This window comes from Sphingomonas radicis (assembly GCF_051400635.1).
Classification (GTDB): domain Bacteria; phylum Pseudomonadota; class Alphaproteobacteria; order Sphingomonadales; family Sphingomonadaceae; genus Sphingomonas.
In genome coordinates, this window is record NZ_JBLFFG010000004.1 from 93688 (window position 1) to 110634 (window position 16947).

Below are 16947 nucleotides of genomic sequence, written 5' to 3' on the forward strand. Positions count from 1 at the left end.
ATGGGGGTGAGACGCCGCCAGCGCCCTAGCTCCGCGGCGCCTGCCGCCGGTAGCTCAGCGCCTCGGCAACATGGACGCGTCCCACGCCCTCCGCACCCGCCAGATCGGCGATCGTCCGAGCCACCCGCAGCACCCGCGTATAGCCCCGCGCCGAGAGCCGCATCGCTTCGGCTGCCTGGGCGAGCAGCTTGCGGCCGGCTTCGTCGGGCTCGGCGAAGGCAGTGAGCACCTCCCCGTCCGCTTCGGCGTTGGTCCGCGCGGGCACGTCGCGATAGCGCTCGGTCTGGATCGCGCGCGCCTCCGCCACGCGCGCGCCCACCTCGGCCGATCCTTCCGCGGGCGGCGGCAGCACCAGATCGGCGGCGGTCACCGGCTGGACCTCGACGTGCAGGTCGATGCGGTCGAGCAAAGGCCCTGAAACCTTGGCCTGATAATCCGCCGCGCAGCGCGGCGCCCGCGCGCAGGCGAGCGCCGGGTCGCCCAGATGCCCGCAGCGGCACGGGTTCATTGCCGCGACCAGCTGGACGCGCGCCGGAAAGGTGACGTGCGCATTGGCGCGCGCGACGCTCACCACGCCTGCCTCCAGGGGCTGGCGCAGCGAATCGAGCACCGCGCGCTGGAATTCGGGCAACTCGTCGAGAAACAGCACCCCCAGATGCGCGAGGCTCACTTCGCCCGGCTTGACCTTGAGCCCGCCGCCGGTGAGCGCCGCCATCGACGCCGAATGATGCGGGCTCCTGAACGGCCGCGTCCGCGTCAGCCGCCCGCCGTTCAGCGTGCCCGCGACCGAGCCGACCATCGACACTTCCAGCGCCTCGGCCGCATCGAGCGGCGGCAATATTCCCGGCAGGCACGAGGCGAGCAGCGATTTGCCCGCGCCCGGCGGCCCGATCATCAGCAGATTGTGCCCGCCCGCCGCCGCGATCTCGAGCGCGCGCTTCGCCGTTTCCTGCCCCTTCACTTGCGCGAGATCCGGCCCTCGGCCCGGCTCCTCCGCCTCACCGGCGGGCGGTGCCGGCAGCAGCTGGTTGCCCTTGAAATGGTTGAGCAGCCCAATCAGGTCGGCTGCCGCGACCACCTCGCCCTGCCCCGCCCAGCTCGCCTCGGGCCCCTGTGCCGCGGGGCACACCAGCCCCTTGCCGATCTCCGAAGCATGGAGCGCCGCGAGCAGCACGCCGGGCGAAGGCGCGATCCGGCCGTCGAGCGCCAACTCGCCCACCACCACGTAACCGGCGAGCGTCTCGGCATCGACCACGCCCATCGCGCCCAGCAGCGCCAGCGCCACGGCGAGGTCGAAATGCGATCCTTCCTTGGGCAGGTCGGCGGGCGAGAGGTTGAGCACGATGTGCTTGGGCGGGAGCGACAGCCCGATCGCGGCCATCGCCGCGCGCACCCGCTCGCGGCTCTCGCCCACGGCCTTGTCGGGAAGCCCGACGATCACGAACTTGGGCACGCCGGGCAGGAGGTTGCACTGCACCTCCACCGCGCGCGCCTCCAGCCCCAGATAGGCCACCGTCGAAACGCTCGCGACCATTCTCCCGTCCCCCCGCGCAGGACCATAGCGGCTTTTCGCCATAGTGGAACGGATCGCCTCCGGAACGGAGCAACTGCGTGTCCCTGTCTTGCACAGGCAACACACGGTTCCCACATTCGCTGCATGCCACGCGCGCGCCATCCGCTGCTCCGCAAGCTGCTCTTCGGCCTCGGGCTGCTGCTCATCGCCGCGGCGCCGATCGCCGGCCCGATCCCGGGGCCCGGCGGCATATTGCTGTTCGCGGCGGGGCTGATCCTGGTGCTGCGCAACTCGGCCTGGGCGCGCAAGCGCTTCGCCCGATTGAAGAAGCGCTGGCCCCGGCTCGGCCACTACAGCGACCTGGCGTTGCGCCGCCCGAGCTTCCGCCGCCGCCGCGCGCGCGAGCAGGAGGCTGCGCTCGCCACGGAGCCCGGCAATACCGATCGGACGCGTTGACTCGTGCGCGGCTTGCCCCTATGGGCACCCGACACGCGGCCGCCCCTGTGGCGGCCCTTTTACGTTCTAGATTCTTGAGGATGAGCGATGAAGCGGACCTTTCAGCCGAGCAACCTGGTGCGTGCGCGCCGGCACGGCTTCCGCGCGCGGATGGCGACCGTCGGCGGTCGCAACGTGATCCGCGCCCGCCGCGCCCGCGGCCGCAAGAAGCTGTCGGCGTAACTGCCGTACCGCTCGCGCGGCTCACGCAGCGCAAGGAATATCTCGCGGCGAATGCGGGGAAGCGGGCGCCCATGCCCGGCTTCGTCCTCATCGTGCGCGATCGCGGCGATGCCGATCCGGCGATTCGGGTCGGCATTACCGTATCCAAGAAAGTTGGCAACGCCGTCGTCCGCAATCGGATGAAGCGCCGCTTCCGCGAACTCGCCCGCGAAGTGCTGCCGGTGCACGGCATCGCAGGCGCCGATCATGTGCTGATCGGTCGCAACGGCGGCAACGCGCGCCCCTTTTCCGATCTCAAGGCGGAGCTCGCCAAGGCGCTGGCCAAGGTGCGCAGATGATCGCCCGCCTCCTCATCCTTCTCGCGCGGGGCTGGCAGCTCGGCCCCTCGCTGATCCTTCCGCCCAGCTGCCGCTTCCAGCCCAGCTGTTCAGCCTATGCAATCGAGGCGCTTCGCCGCTATGGGGCGGTGAAGGGCAGCTGGCTCGCCGTCAGGCGGATCCTGCGCTGCCATCCATGGGGCGGGCACGGCTACGATCCCGTGCCATGACGGGTATTTCCGGGGAACATCGGTGAAAGACGACCAGAAGAACTTCCTGATCTTTGCAGTGCTCGCTGCGCTCATCCTGTTCGGATGGCCGCAGATCATGCACTGGGTGTTCCCGCAGCAGCAGCCCGCGCCCACCCGGATCGAGGGCGGCAAGACCCAGCCGGTTCCCAATCCTTCGGCCGATCCCGCCGCCGATTCGCCCACTGCGCTGCGCACCCGCGAGATCGTGCTGGCCGAGAGCCCGCGCGTCGCGATCGAGACTCCGGCGCTCCGCGGCTCGATCAACCTCAAGGGCGCGCGCATCGACGATCTCGTCCTCTCCAAGTACGACGAGACGATCGACAAGAATTCGCCGCCGATCCGCCTGCTCTCGCCGGGCGGCGCGGCGGGCGCCTATTTCGCCCAGTTCGGCTGGCACGGCGCCGGCGTCCAGGCGCCGGACCAGAACACCGTCTGGCAGGCGAGCGGCGGCAAGCTCACCCCCACCACACCGGTCACGCTCAGCGCGCGCAGCCCCAGCGGCCAGGTCTTCCGGATCGAGCTCGCGGTCGACGAGAACTATATGTTCACCGTCCGCCAGAGCGTCGCCAATCCCGGCAGCACCCCGGTCGCGGTGACTCCCTACGCGCTCGTCACCCGCGCCGAAAAATCGACCGACGTCGACCAATGGGCCGCGCACGTCGGCCCGATCGCAGTCTATGACGGCGCCGCCGACTACATCAACTACAAGGACCTGGACGAAGCCGCGCAGAGCTTCCCCACCACCGGCGGCTGGGCAGGCTATACCGATCACTATTGGCTGACCGCGGTCATCCCGGACCAGCGGCTGGGCGTCCAGCTCCAGCAGCGTCCCACCCCGACCAAGGGCTATCAGGCCGATTACCAGCTCGCCGCGCCGCTCACCGTGCCCGCAGGCAAGAAGATCACCTACACCAGCCACTTCTTCGCCGGCGCGAAGGAAGTGAAGCTGCTCGAGGCGTATCAGGACAAGCTCGGCATCGTGCAGTTCGATCGCGCGATCGACTGGGGCTGGTTCGGCATCATCGAACAGCCGATCTTCTATTATCTCGACTGGCTGTTCCGCCTGGTTAAGAATTTCGGCGTCGCGATCATCCTGCTGACGATCACGATCCGCCTGCTGCTCTTCCCGATCGCGCAGCGCCAGTTCGCCTCGATGGCGGCGATGCGCGCGGTGCAGCCCAAGATGAAGGCGATCCAGGAGCGCTTCAAGGACGACAAGCCGCGCCAGCAGCAGGAGATGATGAAGCTCTACAAGGACGAGAAGGTGAACCCGCTCGCGGGCTGCCTGCCGATCCTGTTGCAGATTCCGATCATGTTCGCGCTCTACAAGGTGCTGCTGCTCACGATCGAGATGCGCCACCAGCCGTTCGTCGCCTGGATCAGGGACCTTTCGGCGCCCGATCCGCTGCTGGTGTTCAACCTGTTCGGCCTGCTCGATTTCACGCCGCCGTCGTTCCTCGCGATCGGCGTGGTCCCGGTCCTGCTCGGCCTGTCGATGTACTTCCAGTTCAAGCTCAATCCGGCGCCGATGGACGATATCCAGAAGCAGGTCTTCGCGATCATGCCGTGGATGCTGATGTTCCTGATGGCGCCCTTCGCGGTGGGTCTCCAGGTCTACTGGATCACGTCGAACGTGCTGACGATGGCGCAGCAATGGCTGCTCTATCGCCAGCATCCGGCGCTCAAGGAGCCGATCAAGAAGGAAGCGAAGGCGAAGTGACCGAAGCCTTCACCGAAGACCAGATCGAGGCCGCGCGAAAGATCTTCGCCGGCCCGGTCGGCTTCCTCAAATCGGCCCCCGAGCTCAAGCACCTCCCCGATCCGGTGGTGCCCGAGGTCGCGTTCGCGGGCCGCTCGAACGTCGGCAAGTCGTCGCTGCTCAACGCGCTCACCAATCGCAACAGCCTCGCGCGCACTTCGGTCACCCCGGGGCGCACACAGGAGCTCAACTTCTTCGAAGTCGGCGATCCGCTGCTGTTCCGGCTGGTCGACATGCCCGGCTACGGCTTCGCCAAGGCGCCCAAGGACGTAGTCCGGAAGTGGCGCTATCTGGTCAACGATTTCCTGCGCGGACGCCAGGTGCTCAAGCGCGCGCTCGTGCTGATCGATTCGCGCCACGGCATCAAGGATGTCGACCGCGAGATCCTCGACATGCTCGACGATGCCGCGGTCAGCTATCGCATCGTCCTCACCAAGGCCGACAAGATCAAGGCGACCGAGCTTGCCGACGTCCACGCGCGCACCGTCGCCGAAGCCCGCAAGCGCACCGCCGCCCACCCGGAAATCCTCGCCACCTCGAGCGAGAAGGGCATGGGCATCCCCGAACTCCGCGCCGCAGTGCTCGAAGCCATCGGCTGAGCCCACACCTCTAAACTCCCCTCCCTGCAAGGGAGGGGTTGGGGGTGGGTTGGCGAGCGAAGCGATCCCCTTCTAGCCCTCTCCCGCTTGCGGGAGGGGGTTGGGTGAGGGTGAGTCGTAGAAGCCAGGCAGCGCAGCCAATCGAAGGCGGATCGCCTCCAGCACGCAAGCAAATCCTCCCCCGCCAGGGGGAGGTGTCAGCCGTAGGCTGACGGAGGGGGCGGATGCAAGAACGTGGGCGGCGTGCTTCCTCCCCCTCCGACGCGCTTCGTGCGCCACCTCCCCCTGGCGGGGGAGGATTAATTCCTTCCGTTTCGCGCCTGTTCGTCTCGCAAGCCGAATGTCGTGGAGCGCTAAGCCGCCACCCCCGCCACACGCCGCTCGCCACGCCAGCCAAGCACCGCCACCGCCGCCACCAGCGCGAACGCGCCCGCCACCACGAAGGCCGGCGTATAGGTCCCCGTCCACGCCCGCACCGCGCCCGCCCCGAACGCCGCGGTCGCTGCCCCCAGCTGGTGCCCCACCATCACCCATCCGAACACGATCGGCGCATCGCGCTCGCCGAAATGCAGGTTGGCGAGCTTCACCGTCGGCGGCACGGTCGCGATCCAGTCGAGCCCATAGAAGGCCGCGAACACCAGCAGGCTCGCAGTGCCGAAATCGAGGAACGGTAGCGCCAGCAGCGAAAGCCCGCGCAGCCCGTAATAGACGAACAGCAGCTTGCGCGGATCGTAGCGGTCGGTGAGCCAGCCCGATGCGGTGGTGCCGATCAGGTCGAACAGTCCCATCAGCGACAGCAGCCCCGCGGCCTGCACGGGCGCGATGCCGTGGTCGCCGCAGAACGCGATCATGTGCGTGCCGACCAGCCCGTTGGTGGTGAGCCCGCAGACGAAGAAGGTGCCGAACAACAGCCAGAACATCGGCGATCGGCTCGCGCGGAACAGCGCCGTGAACGCCAGCGCCGGGCTCGCCGCCTGTTTGAGCGGGGGCGGCGGCGCGCTATCCTCGGTCTCGCCGAACCGGCGCACGCCCAGGTCTTGCGGACGCTCGGGCACGAACAGCAGCACGAGCGGGATCACGCAGATGCTCGCGATCGAGACCGCCAGCGCCACCGGCCGCCATGCGCCGCCTTCCGCCAGCCAGGCGAGCAGCGGCAGGAAAACGAGCGCGCCGGTCGCGGTGCTCGCGGTGAGCATCCCCATCACCAGCCCCTGCCGCGTCGCGAACCAGCGGTTGACCACCGCCGCGCCGAGCACCGATGCCACCGCTCCGCTTCCCGCGCCGGAAAAGACGCCCCAGCTCAGCACGAACTGCCACGGCTCGGTCATCCACAGGCTCGCCAGCGTAGAGAGCGCCATCAGCACCAGCCCGCCCAGCATCGTCCGCTTGATCCCCACCGACAGCATCAGCGCCGCGGCGAACGGACCGACGAGGCCATAGAGCATGATCCCGATCGCGGCGGCGGACGAGACCGTCGCGCGGTCCCAGCCGAAATGCATCTCGAGCGGCAGCATCATCACGCCGGGCGCCGATCGCAGCCCTGCCGAGATGAGCAGCGCCACGAAGGTCACCGCAACCACGATCGTCGCATAGCCGCCCGCGCCGAGCGGCAGGCGCCGCAGCAGCGCGTTCACCGCGCCGCTCCCTTGCCTGGAGCCCTGTCCTCTGCAACGCGCGCGACGAAGCTCAGCGCACGCCCCAGCCCCACCCAGAAGTCCCTGTCCATTCCTTGCTCCAGCCTGCCCTGAATCGCATTCCACGCCGGGGTCGCCTCGGCCAGCGCCGCGCGGCCGGCATCGGTCAGCCGGGCGAGCTTGGCGCGCCCCTTGCCCGGCTCCACCTGCACCCAGCCGCGCGTCTCCATCGGGGTCAGCGCGCGGTAGAGCGAGCTGCGGTCCATCACGAGTTCCTCGGCCAGCCGGCTCAGCGCCAGCGGCTCGCCGCGGATCACGTGCCGCAGGATCGCGAACTGCGCGGTCGTCATGCCGTGCGGCGCCAACGCTTCGTCATAGGCGCGGGCCACGACGCGCGCCGTCTTTCGGATCGACGTGCAGATGCACGGAAGCGGCGAATCTTGATGCATATACATGATGTATATGCATCACACGCGGATGGTGCAATTCCCTCCCGCGGTGCCGCCGCGATGCTCCACGGTCGTGCGCGGTGCGCCGCTATCACTTTGACTATACGGCATTTTTTCTACTGTCCTACAGCTGCGAAACGGTGTTAAGTTCTCTTTATGTTCCCGCCTGGCCCGCTTTCAAAAACCCGCAAACGAGTCAAGCAGAGTCAATTGCACAACGGCGTCACGAATCGCCTCGCGGCCCGTTGCCCCGCCGCGCCCGGCCCGTTATCCCGCCCCCATGAAGCTCATCATCGGCAACAAGGCCTATTCGTCCTGGTCGCTCCGCGGCTGGCTCGCCTGCAAGCATTCGGGGCTCGCCTTCGAGGAGGTGGTGGTCCCGCTCTACGATCAGGATTGGGAACAGCGCCGCGAGGGCGACGAGTTCGCGCCTTCGTCAGGCAAGGTGCCGATCCTGTGGGACGGCGAGATCGTGGTGTGGGACAGCCTCGCCATCGTCGAATATCTCAACGAAAAGACCGGCAACGCGCGCTTCTGGCCGCAGGATATCGGCGCGCGCGCGATGGCGCGCTCGATGGCTGCCGAGATGCATTCGAGCTTCGCGGCGCTGCGCCGCAAGCACAGCATGAACGTCCGCCAGATCTATGCGCCCAAGACCCCCGACGAGGACGTCGCGCAGGATCTCGCCCGGCTGGTCGAGCTCTGGGCCGAGGCCCGCTCGCGCTATGGCGGCGAAGGCGACTTTCTGTTCGGCGCGTTCGGCGCGGCGGACATCATGTTCGCGCCAGTCGCGACCCGCATCGTCACCTATTCGCTCCCCGTCCCGCGCTTCGCCCAGGCCTATGTCATGGCGCTGATCAAGCACCCCTTCATGCAGGACTGGATCGCCGCGGCGCAGGAAGAGGATTGGGTGATCGAGCAGTTCGAGGCACCCGCTACGAACTAGGAGGCGCGGATGAATGCCGGAAGCGGATTGGCCATCGGAATCGCCCTCGGCGCAGGAATCGGTGCGGCGATGGACAATCTCGCGGTCGGCATTGCGATCGGAATAGCGCTCGGCATCGCGATGGGCGGCATCGCACGCTCCCGCAAGAAGGACGACGGGTCCGGCGAGGATCAGGCCTAAGGAACTACGAGCCCCGCTGCTCCCACTCCAATCCTTCCCTGCAAGGACGGGGCAATTGCATCTGGAATATGTTGCCGGTCCGGGAACAGGGTTTGGCAAAATCTCCATTTGTCCTGAGCTTGTCGAAGGACGTCCTTCGCTTCCGGCCGGGCGCCGGCAGCGAGGGAAAAGGCCCTTCGACAAGCTCAGGGCAAACGGTATTTCCATATGCGATAGCCCTGCCCTTGCCGGGGAGGATTTCGCTAGAACGCGCTCCCATCCTTCCGCCGAAATCCCTCGCCGGCGAACAGATGCAGGTCGATGTCGGGATAATGGCAGTCGGTCGTGCCGGGCCGTCCCACCGCGATGAACACGCACTCGGCGTCGCTGCGGTTCTGCAGCACATGCCCATTACCGTCGTTCTTGGGGAATGCCGCCACATCGCCCGGCCGCATCACCGTCTCGCCCGAATCGTCGACCAGCACCGCTTCGCCCGCGAGCATCACGACGAACTCGTCCTCGCCTTCGTGCCAGTGGCGCTGCGCGGACCAGGCGCCGGGCTCGAGCGTCACATGGCTGAATCCGAAATCGGTGATCCCGCTGGCGGGCGCCAGCCGGCGATACCAGCGCCCCTCGACCACATCCGCATATTCCGCCGGATAGCCCGTCGCGTTCGTCTGCGGGATTGTATCGAGATCGAGCTTGGGCAATGCCGCCTCCATCATTGCAGGGAGGCACTGTGCCCGACGTCGTCGAACTAACCAAGGCGCTGATCGCCGCCGAGAGCGTCACACCCGCCCGCGGCGCCGTCTTCGACGTGCTCGAATCCGCGCTGCTCCCGCTCGGCTTCACGGTCGAGCGTTTCATCGAGGGCGACGCCCCCGACGGCCCGGTCGAGAACCTCCTCGCCGTCCGTGGTGATGGCGGCACGCATTTCGCCTTCGCCGGCCATCTCGACGTGGTGCCCCCCGGCCCCGGCTGGGTCAGCGGCGCCTTCGATCCCGAGGTCCGCGGCGAACTGCTCTACGGCCGCGGCGCAGTCGACATGAAGGGCGCGATCGCCGCCTTCGCCGCCGCCGCCGCGCGCGTCCCGGCCGACGCCGGCACGCTCAGCCTGATCATCACCGGCGACGAGGAAGGGCCCGCCACCTTCGGCACCCAGCGCCTCATCGAGCGCATGGCCGAGCGCGGCCTGCGCCCCGAGCTGTGCCTCGTCGGCGAGCCCACCTCTGCCCACCGCCTTGGCGACACGATCAAGATCGGCCGCCGCGGCTCGACGGTGATCGACATCGAAGTGCGCGGCCGTCAGGGCCACGTCGCCTATCCGCACCTCGCCGACAATCCGGTCCCGCGTCTGGTCCGGGCGCTCGCCGAGATCGACGCAATCGAGCTCGATCAGGGCCATGCCTGGTTCCAGCCCTCGAACATCGAACCGCTCATGATCGACGTGGCCAATCCCGCCACCAACGTCATCCCCGGCATCGCGCGCGCGCGCCTCTCGATCCGCTTCAACGACGCCCACAGGGGCGCCGATCTGATTGCCCGGATAGAGGAAATCGTCCGCCGCCATGCGCCCGACAGCAGCGTCCACGGCCGCGTCTATGGCGAAGCCTTCCTCACCGAGCCGGGTCGCCTCTCCTCGCTCGTGGCCGGGGCGATCGAGGCCAAGCTGCGCGTGGTGCCCGAGCTTTCCACCAGTGGCGGCACCTCGGACGCGCGCTATCTGGTCAAGCTATGCCCGGTGGTCGAGTTCGGCCTCCTCAATGCAACGATGCACAAGCTCGACGAGGCAGTGGCGCTCGCCGACCTGACGGCGCTCGCCGATGTGTATGAGGAGGTGCTGAAGCGAGTCTACGCCTAGGAGGTGGCGCGGCGCGGCTCGAACCGGTGCGTCCAGTCCAGGAACTCGGCCTCTGCCATCGGCGCGGCCACGGCATAGCCCTGGAGCACGTCGCAGCCGATCACGCGGAGCACCGCGGCCTGGTCCTCGCTCTCCACGCCTTCGGCCACTGCCTGGCAACCGAGACCGTGGATCAGCCCGACGATCGCCTGGGCAATCGTCCGCGCCTCGGGCTGGGAGACGACATGCTCGACCAGGCACCGGTCGAGCTTGACGCGGTCCACCGGCAGTTCGCGCAGCCGGGCGATGTTGGAGTAGCCGGTGCCGAAATCGTCGATGGCGATGCTGGCGCCGTCGGCGCGCAGCGCGGCGATCGCGTCGAGCACTTCGCTCGAACAGTGCATCGCCAGCGTCTCGCTGATCTCGAGCTCGAGCAGCGAAGCGGGCGCCCGGGCGGCGTGCATCGCGGCGCGGAGCTGGCGGAAGAAGCCGGCATGGTCGATCTGCCGCGGGCTGATGTTCACCGCCAGCCGCTGCTCGATCCCCAGCCGCTCCCAGCGGGCAATCGTCTGCGCCACACGCGTCACCACCCAGGCGCCGATCTCGACGATCAGCCCGGTCTCCTCGGCCCGCTCGATGAAGCTGCCCGGCAGCTTGATTCCGTCCCGGTGCCGCCACCGCAGCAGCGCCTCCGCCCCGACGATGTTGCCATCCTGCGCACTCACCTGCGGCTGGAAAACCAGCGAGAACTCCTCCTTCTCGACAGCTGTCCGCAGCTCGCTCTCGAGCTGTGCCTGCTCCTCGATCCGCGCCGCCAGCGCCTCGGTGAAATGCTCGACCCGGCCGCGACCCAGCGACTTGGCATGGTACATCGCAGCATCCGCCGCACGCATCTGCTCGTGAAGCGTGGTGCCGTGGCGCGGCCAGGTGGCGATACCGATCGACGCACCGATCGTCACCTGCTGATCGGCGAGCTCGAAGGGCCGGGAGAGTTCCAGCAGGATGCCCTGCCCGATCCGGTCGGCGGCGACCCGGTTCGGAAGGCGCGGCACGAACAGCGTGAATTCGTCGCCCGCGAGCCGTCCGACAAGCGCCGCATAGCCGGGCTCCCCCGCCGCCAGCTGCTCGACGAACCCGCGGAGCCGCGCAGCAACCATGCCGAGCAGCACGTCACCCTGTGCGTGCCCCAGCGTGTCGTTGATCGATTTGAAGCGATCGAGATCGATGAAATAGAGCACCGCCTCATGGTCGCGCGGCAGATCGGCAAGCGCCGCCTCTGCCGTCTCGCGGAAATAGCTGCGGTTGGGCAGGTTCGTGACGGGATCGAACATCGCCAGCCGCTGCACATGATCGAAATGCATGTGCAGCTGGCTGAACAGCGCGTCCATGGCATCGGCGAGCTGGGGAACGCAATCGCGGACCTCCGCGGGGGTGCCACCCTTCAGGTCGCCCTTGGCGGCAATCGCCATCCGATCGATCGCGGCATCGATCGCGCCGGCGGTGGACGCCAAGCTACGCTCGGCAGACGCCCAGCTCAGCACGCCGCAGACGATCGCCGCCACGAGCGCGCTGGTGGCACTTTCCACGGTCACATGGTCAGGCGAAGCCGCAGTCAGCGCGAGGATGAACGCCGTCGCCCCGGCGCAAATCGCAAATACGATTGCGCGGCTTTTCAGCGTAACCCCTTCCACCTCGGCTGCCGATCCCCACCAGCGGGCGCCCCCCGACGCCTCGAATCACCAGCAACTTGTCAGAGAGAAGTTAATAATTTCGTTGAGCGGGCGTGCGGGGACGGCGCAGCACGATATAGAGCGCGCCGCTGCCGCCGTGCCGCGGATGCGCGCCCCGTATCGCCGCGATCCGATCGGCATGGCGCGACGCCGCCAGCCAGTCGCCCACCGCGGCGCGGATCGCCCCGCGGGCGTGGGGCCGCTCTGATTCGGGCCGCGGCGGCTTGCCGGTGATTAGCAGCAGCACGCGGTCCCCGCGGTGGATTGCGGCATCTAGGCCGCGGTCGAGCAGATCATAGGCCGAAGCAAGCGTGTGGCCATGAAGGTCGATGCTCGATTCCGGCGCGACCATTCCGCGCCCCAGCTTGCGGTCCCACGAGCCGTCGAGCGTCTGCGGCGGCGGCGCGGGAACCGGCGGCGGAGTTGGCCGCACCGGTCGGGCCGGCTTCGCCGCAGGGCGCGCCTTTACCTCCTCGGTCGGAACAACAGTCGGAGCGACGTCTACTACAGCCGCAGGCCGCGCCGGAACCCGCGCCGAGCTCAGCGGCTTCACCGTCGCGATCACCCGCTTCCACAGCGCCGCTTCCTCGGGAGCGAGCGCGCGAACCTTGGAACCGGGGCCCCGCCCGTTCACTGTGCAGGAATGGGCGCAGCCGCCTGGAGCCGCGCCGCAGCGGCCTTGGGCAGCAGCAGCCAGGCCGTTCCGCGCGCCGACATGCCGCCCGCTATCGCCCGCGCGTCGTCACCCGCGCCCCAGAAGGTGTCGAACCGGTTGGCGCCCTTGATCGCGCCGCCCGTGTCCTGCGCCACCCACAGCCCCGTCGCGTCGGTCCGGTCCATCGACAGGAACACCGGCGCCCCCAGCGGCACGAACTTGGGGTCCGCTGCAACGCTGGTCCAGCCGGTCACCGGATAGCCCATCGCTCCAAGCGGACCGGCCCCGGTCAGTTCCTTGAAGAAGACGAAGCTCTTGTTCTCGCGCATGATCTTGCGCCCCTCTTCGGGGTTCGCGCGCAGCCACGCCATGATGCCCTGCATCGATGCCTGCCCCGGCCCCAGCAGCCCGCGGTCGCGCATCAGCTTGCCGATGCCGGTGTAGCCGCGCCCGTTCTGCCCGGCGTAGCCGATCCGCATCACGCCGCCGTCGGGCAGCCGCAGCCGACCCGAACCCTGGACCTGGAGGAAGAATATCTCCACCGGATCCGCCGCCCAGGCGATGATCTCGGCGCGGCCGTCCAGCGCGCCCTCTTCGATCGCGGTACGATCGAAATAGGGGACGAAGCTGGTGCCATCGACGCGGCCGCGGATGCGCTTGCCCTTCAGATCGTCGGAGAAATCGCCCAGATCGGCTTCGATCAGATCCCTCGGAATGCCGTAGATGGGCACTTCATAACCCGAGCGGCGCTCGCGCGATCCGTGTATCTCGGGCTCGTAATAGCCCGTGGCGAAAGCCTGGCCGTCACCGATCTGCACAGCGCTGAAATGCTCGGCGAAGAAGTCACGCGCATCGCGCGCGGGCCAGTTCGCCGCAGCCTGGCATGCGGGCCCCCAATCGGCCCCACGCGTGAGCCCGCTCCCGTCGGTCCGGCGCTGGAGGCCCGGGCAGCTCAGCCGGAATGCCGCCAACGCACGCTCCGCCGCCTCCTGGGTGATGGGGAGCCGGTCGACCGCCGGACCCGCTGCGATACCCGCCGCAGCCGCGGTGGTCGCGCCCGGCGCTACGACGGGAGCCGGTGCCGCCGGCAACGGCGTGGCGGGGGTGGGCTGACGCGCAGGCAGGTGCGCCGGCGTCTCAGGGAGTGCGGATGGCCGGGGTGCAGGCGTGGGGCTGGCGGCTGGCGCAGGCTTCGTGCCGGGGGTTCCGGCCGATCCCGGCGGCACGATGCTCCCCGAACAAGCCCCGAGCAACGCAAGCGCGGCAATGCCTCCAAGGCGCGCGGACGCGCCTCCCCCCCAAACGCGCATCCAGCCGCTCTCCTTATGCTTCGTCGGTTTCGACCAGCTTCCAGTTGGGATCGTCGCTGCGCAGGTTGCGCGCAAAGGTCCAGACGTCGTGCGTCTCCACCGCGTCGCTCAGCGAGCCCGCGATCACATTGCCGTCCTGATCGCGCGTCACTGCGGCGATGTCTGCGTCGAAACGCACGGTGATGCGGGCGGTCTTGCCCTCCACCACAGCGTCGGAGATCATCGCCCGCTCGATCGTGATCAGGCGGTTGTCGAGCACATGCCCAGCCTCGTTGCGGGCGCGGATCGCCTCGCCAAAGGCGTTGCGAACATCCTCCTGGGCAAGCCAGCCGAGCGTTTCCTCATCGCCCTTCCAATAGGCTTCGAGGATCATGCGATAGGCCGCCTTGGCGCCTTCCAGGAACTGGGCGACGTCGAAGCTCGAATCGGCGGAGACCACGGCGCGCAGCCCGTTCTCTGCGCCCGCCTCGATCGTGCGGCCGCCGGTTTCGCGAACCTCGGGCTTGACGTCGATCGTGCGCGGCAGCGGCGCGGGCGCAACGCGCTCTTCCGCCGGCTTGGGAAGCGGCTGCTCATGGCCCGTGCGCTTCCCGAGCACCGAATAGAGTCGGAGAGCCAGGAAACCGGCGATCATCGCAAACAGGATAACGTAGAACACTGAGCCTCCAGAGCTTTGCACTCTTACATAGGCCTTAGTGCCGCCGGTTTCAAATCGCCGCCACCGCCGCCGATTGAACTGCTGCGACGCCCCTGCTAGGCGCGCACTCGAACCAACGCGCCAGACGCGCGAAACTTTCCGATGAACGAGGAATCTTCGATGGCTGAGAACGACACCCCTGCCGAATTCGGCGAACCCGCGAGCAACGGCGCGGACACTGCGCCGGCCGCAGGGGTGATCTCGCAATATGTGAAGGACCTGTCCTTCGAGAACCCCAACGCGCCTGCGATCTACCAGTCGCAGGTCGCACCGGCGATCGACGTTCAGTTCAACATCGGCTCGGGCCAGGTGGGCGAGGACGTCTATGAGGTGGTGCTGAAGATCGAAGTGAAGGCGCAGGCGGAGAGCCAGACCGCGTTCCTCGTCGACCTCAGCTACGCCGGCCTGTTCGGGCTGCGCAACATCCCGGCCGACCAGCTCGACGCTTTCCTGCTCGGCGAAGCGCCGCGCATTCTCTTCCCCTTTGCGCGCCGTGTGCTCGCCGACGCGGTCCGTGACGGCGGCTTCCCGCCGCTGATGCTCGAGCCGATCGATTTCGGCGGCATCTACATGGCGCAGCGCGCGCAGCAGCAGAGCCTGGCCGACGGCCAGCCCGCGGGCGAAGCCTGACATCGGATCCGGGGGGAGCAAGCGCGCACCATGGCCGCTTCTCCCCCTTTACCCCACTCGATGAGATGCTGACGCCGCGATGAAGCTCGTCCGCAGCCTCGGTTCGATCGGTGGCCTGACACTGGCGAGCCGCGTGCTCGCGCTGGTGCGCGACTCGCTCCAGGCGCGTTACGTGGGCGCCAATTTCGCGTCCGACGCCTTCCTCGTCGCCTTCCGCCTGCCCAACATGTTCCGCGCCTTCTTCGCCGAAGGCGCATTCTCGTCGGCGTTCATCCCGATGTTCAACCGCAAGCTCGCCGAAAGCGGCGGCGAGCGCGCGCCCGCGCTCGATTTCGCCGAGCGCGCGCTGGCGGTGCTCTTCGCCTTCCTGCTCGTCATGACGGTGGTGATGCTCGTCGCCGTGTGGCCGCTGACGTGGCTGCTCTCCGGCGGTTTCCACGAGCAGCAGCCGACGGTCGAGCAGTTCGCCTTCGCGGTCGAGCTTTCGCGGATCACCATCCCCTATCTGATGCTGATCTGCCTCGCCTCGCTGCTCGGCGGGATTCTCAACTCGCTCGACAAATTCTGGGTCAATGCCGCCGCGCCGATCCTGCTCAACATCGCGATGGTGACGGCGCTTTTCGCCTTCCACGGCACGCCCGAGGAAACTGCGCGTGCGCAGGCGATCGCGGTTCCCTTGGGCGGGCTGCTCCAGCTCGCCTGGCTTTGGGCCGCCTGCCGCCGCGCCGGCGTGTCGCTGCGCCCGCGCCTGCCCAGGCTCGATCCTGAAGTTCGGCGGCTGATGAAGCTGATCCTGCCGGCGGCGCTCGGTGCCGGCGCGGTGCAGCTCAATCTCGTCATCTCCACTGCGCTCTCGGGCTATCTGCTCGCCGAGGGCTCGATCTCGTACATCTATTATGCCGATCGGCTGAACCAGCTCCCACTCGGCATGATCGGCATCGGGCTGGGCACGATCCTGCTCCCCACCCTCTCGCGCCTGCTCGGCGCGGGAGAGGAAGCGCAGGCAATGGAGACGCAGAACCGCGGCATGGAGCTGGCGCTGTTCCTCACCATCCCCGCGATGGTGGCGCTGATCGTCGCAGCCGAGCCGATCGTCCGCGGCCTCTTCCAATATGGCGAATTCACTGCCGACGACACGGTCAAATGCGCGTGGGCGCTCGCGGGCTTTTCGATCGGCCTGCCCGCCTATGTGCTCGTGAAGGTCCTGACCCCGGGCTTCTACGCGCGACAGGACACGCGGACTCCGGTGCGGTTCGCGACGATATCGGTCGTGGTGAATATCGCCGCGAACCTAGCGCTGATTCCGCTCATCGGCCATATCGGCCCGCCGCTGGCGACGGCGCTGTCCTCGACCGTCAATGTGTGGATGCTCTACCGCGCACTCGCGCAGCGCGGCCATTTCGTCGCCGACGCGCAGCTCAAGCGCCGTCTCCCCCGGCTCGCGCTCGCCGCGGTGCTGATGGGCGCGGCGATCTTCGGCTTTGATCGGCTGCTCGATCCCTGGCTCAACGGGCTGATCTGGCAGCGCTATGCGGCGCTCGTGGTGCTCGTCGGCGCGGGCGTGGCGATCTATGGCGTCGCGTGCTTCGTCACCCGCGCGTTCCTGCTCTCCGATCTCAAGGCGCTCATCCGCCGCCGCGCCGTCCGCTGAGGCTGTTCATCCGCGGCAGCACCCGCTAGTGCCGCGCCTGTCCTCGACATCATCGTGCGGCAGCGCTCCCGCCGTCCAGGACCCGCGGCCCGTCCAACGGCCGAACGGTCAACCCGGGCGCGTGGAGTG

Annotated in this window: 19 protein-coding genes; 11 read left to right on the forward strand and 8 right to left on the reverse strand. The window is 68.2% G+C overall.

From position 1 onward, the window contains the following. Nucleotides 1-25 precede the first annotated feature (25 nt). Entirely contained in the window at nucleotides 26-1534 is a 1509-nt protein-coding gene (locus ACMGDH_RS14710) for a YifB family Mg chelatase-like AAA ATPase (protein WP_436828720.1), read from the reverse strand. Nucleotides 1535-1657: 123 nt separating this feature from the next. On the opposite strand from ACMGDH_RS14710, the gene ACMGDH_RS14715 reads away from it, so the two are divergent. From ACMGDH_RS14715 to yihA, 6 genes are all read left to right on the forward strand, one after another. Next, nucleotides 1658-1969, forward strand: a complete 312-nt coding sequence (locus tag ACMGDH_RS14715; RefSeq protein WP_436828721.1) for a hypothetical protein — start codon at nucleotides 1658-1660, stop codon at nucleotides 1967-1969. Nucleotides 1970-2056: 87 nt separating this feature from the next. Beyond that, nucleotides 2057-2191: a 50S ribosomal protein L34 gene (rpmH, locus tag ACMGDH_RS14720; protein WP_135983209.1), complete on the forward strand. Its 135-nt coding sequence runs from the start codon at nucleotides 2057-2059 to the stop codon at nucleotides 2189-2191. A gap of 71 nt (nucleotides 2192-2262) precedes the next feature. Beyond that, entirely contained in the window at nucleotides 2263-2529 is a 267-nt protein-coding gene (gene rnpA / locus ACMGDH_RS14725) for a ribonuclease P protein component (RefSeq protein WP_436828722.1), read from the forward strand. After that, nucleotides 2526-2738 carry a membrane protein insertion efficiency factor YidD gene (yidD, locus tag ACMGDH_RS14730; RefSeq protein WP_436828723.1) on the forward strand — a complete coding sequence of 71 codons (213 nt, stop codon included), beginning with the start codon at nucleotides 2526-2528 and terminating at the stop codon, nucleotides 2736-2738. The genes rnpA and yidD overlap by 4 nt, the downstream gene beginning before the upstream one ends. 22 nt (nucleotides 2739-2760) lie before the next feature. Then, the gene (gene yidC / locus ACMGDH_RS14735) at nucleotides 2761-4479 is read left to right on the forward strand and encodes a membrane protein insertase YidC (protein ID WP_436828724.1); all 1719 of its coding nucleotides are present in this window, start codon (nucleotides 2761-2763) and stop codon (nucleotides 4477-4479) included. Continuing rightward, the gene (yihA, locus tag ACMGDH_RS14740) at nucleotides 4476-5117 is read left to right on the forward strand and encodes a ribosome biogenesis GTP-binding protein YihA/YsxC (protein ID WP_436828725.1); all 642 of its coding nucleotides are present in this window, start codon (nucleotides 4476-4478) and stop codon (nucleotides 5115-5117) included. Before yidC ends, yihA begins: the two co-directional genes overlap by 4 nt. Before the next feature lie 353 nt (nucleotides 5118-5470). Here yihA and ACMGDH_RS14745 read toward each other — a convergent pair whose 3' ends face one another. After that, nucleotides 5471-6751 (reverse strand): MFS transporter, encoded by a 1281-nt coding sequence (locus ACMGDH_RS14745; RefSeq protein WP_436828726.1) that lies wholly within the window; start codon nucleotides 6749-6751, stop codon nucleotides 5471-5473. Then, complete coding sequence (locus tag ACMGDH_RS14750) at nucleotides 6748-7206, reverse strand: MarR family winged helix-turn-helix transcriptional regulator (protein ID WP_436828727.1); 459 nt, start codon at nucleotides 7204-7206, stop codon at nucleotides 6748-6750. The genes ACMGDH_RS14745 and ACMGDH_RS14750 overlap by 4 nt, the downstream gene beginning before the upstream one ends. A 274-nt stretch (nucleotides 7207-7480) precedes the next feature. Here ACMGDH_RS14750 and ACMGDH_RS14755 point away from each other — a divergent pair, with 274 nt between their 5' ends. Beyond that, nucleotides 7481-8146, forward strand: coding sequence for a glutathione S-transferase family protein (locus ACMGDH_RS14755; RefSeq protein WP_436828728.1), 666 nt, complete (start codon nucleotides 7481-7483; stop codon nucleotides 8144-8146). 9 nt (nucleotides 8147-8155) lie between these two features. Beyond that, entirely contained in the window at nucleotides 8156-8326 is a 171-nt protein-coding gene (locus ACMGDH_RS14760) for a glycine zipper domain-containing protein (RefSeq protein WP_436828729.1), read from the forward strand. Nucleotides 8327-8568: 242 nt separating this feature from the next. On the opposite strand, the gene ACMGDH_RS14765 is transcribed toward ACMGDH_RS14760, so the two are convergent. Beyond that, on the reverse strand, nucleotides 8569-9015 hold the full coding sequence (locus ACMGDH_RS14765; RefSeq protein WP_436828730.1) for a cupin domain-containing protein: 447 nt from the start codon (nucleotides 9013-9015) through the stop codon (nucleotides 8569-8571). Here ACMGDH_RS14765 and dapE point away from each other — a divergent pair. Continuing rightward, nucleotides 9015-10166, forward strand: a complete 1152-nt coding sequence (gene dapE, locus ACMGDH_RS14770) for a succinyl-diaminopimelate desuccinylase (protein WP_436828731.1) — start codon at nucleotides 9015-9017, stop codon at nucleotides 10164-10166. The two genes, ACMGDH_RS14765 and dapE, sit on opposite strands and share 1 nt — an antisense overlap. On the opposite strand, the gene ACMGDH_RS14775 is transcribed toward dapE, so the two are convergent. From ACMGDH_RS14775 to ACMGDH_RS14790, 4 genes are all read right to left on the reverse strand, one after another. After that, nucleotides 10163-11836: a putative bifunctional diguanylate cyclase/phosphodiesterase gene (locus ACMGDH_RS14775; protein ID WP_436828732.1), complete on the reverse strand. Its 1674-nt coding sequence runs from the start codon at nucleotides 11834-11836 to the stop codon at nucleotides 10163-10165. The genes dapE and ACMGDH_RS14775 overlap by 4 nt on opposite strands. A 70-nt stretch (nucleotides 11837-11906) precedes the next feature. Next, on the reverse strand, nucleotides 11907-12509 hold the full coding sequence (locus ACMGDH_RS14780) for a Smr/MutS family protein (RefSeq protein WP_436828733.1): 603 nt from the start codon (nucleotides 12507-12509) through the stop codon (nucleotides 11907-11909). Continuing rightward, entirely contained in the window at nucleotides 12506-13840 is a 1335-nt protein-coding gene (gene mltA, locus ACMGDH_RS14785) for a murein transglycosylase A (protein WP_436828734.1), read from the reverse strand. The genes ACMGDH_RS14780 and mltA overlap by 4 nt, the downstream gene beginning before the upstream one ends. A gap of 13 nt (nucleotides 13841-13853) precedes the next feature. Continuing rightward, nucleotides 13854-14498 (reverse strand): Tim44/TimA family putative adaptor protein, encoded by a 645-nt coding sequence (locus ACMGDH_RS14790; protein ID WP_436828735.1) that lies wholly within the window; start codon nucleotides 14496-14498, stop codon nucleotides 13854-13856. Between the two features lie 159 nt (nucleotides 14499-14657). Between ACMGDH_RS14790 and secB the strand changes: the two genes are divergently transcribed. Together secB and murJ are read left to right on the forward strand one after the other, a co-directional pair. Continuing rightward, nucleotides 14658-15167 (forward strand): protein-export chaperone SecB, encoded by a 510-nt coding sequence (gene secB / locus ACMGDH_RS14795; RefSeq protein WP_436828736.1) that lies wholly within the window; start codon nucleotides 14658-14660, stop codon nucleotides 15165-15167. A 79-nt stretch (nucleotides 15168-15246) separates the two neighbouring features. Beyond that, complete coding sequence (murJ, locus tag ACMGDH_RS14800; RefSeq protein WP_436828737.1) at nucleotides 15247-16818, forward strand: murein biosynthesis integral membrane protein MurJ; 1572 nt, start codon at nucleotides 15247-15249, stop codon at nucleotides 16816-16818. Nucleotides 16819-16947: the final 129 nt, after the last annotated feature.